General features: G+C 62.2%; 1 pseudogene. It reads right to left on the minus strand.

The features are described 5' to 3' along the window. A pseudogene (locus tag F0L46_RS25675) lies at nucleotides 1-443 on the minus strand (hypothetical protein); the annotation flags it as partial. Nucleotides 444-466: the final 23 nt, after the last annotated feature.

Consider the following 466-nt stretch of genomic DNA (forward strand, 5'->3'; position numbering starts at 1 on the left):
CAGGAAGAGCCTGCCCACTGCGGCATCACGTTGGTATCGCGGCGGTACATCTGCGGACCATCACCCAGGTCCAGCTCCACGTTGACCCATTCCTCGGCCTTGGCCAGTGGGGGCTGTGGCGCGGAGTTGGCATCTTCCGGATCGAAGCTGACCGGCTTGTAATCCTCTACCTCGGGCAGCTCGATGGGCAGCATGTCCTCGGGGAGAGCATGCGCCACGCCGTCCTGGCTGTAGACGATAGGGAAGGGCTCGCCCCAGTAACGCTGGCGGGCAAAGAGCCAATCGCGCAGCTTGTACTGGATCTTGCCGTGCCCGGCTACCTGCTGTTCCAGCCACTCGATGGTCGCGGCCTTGGCATCATCCAAGCTAAGACCGTTGATATCCAGACCACGATCGTTCGCGCTGTTCACGGCCACGCCGCCATCTACGAACGCTTCCTCCAACTGCCCATCCGTGACATCCTGAC

The organism is Salinarimonas soli, from assembly GCF_008386575.1.
GTDB lineage: Bacteria > Pseudomonadota > Alphaproteobacteria > Rhizobiales > Beijerinckiaceae > Salinarimonas_A > Salinarimonas_A soli.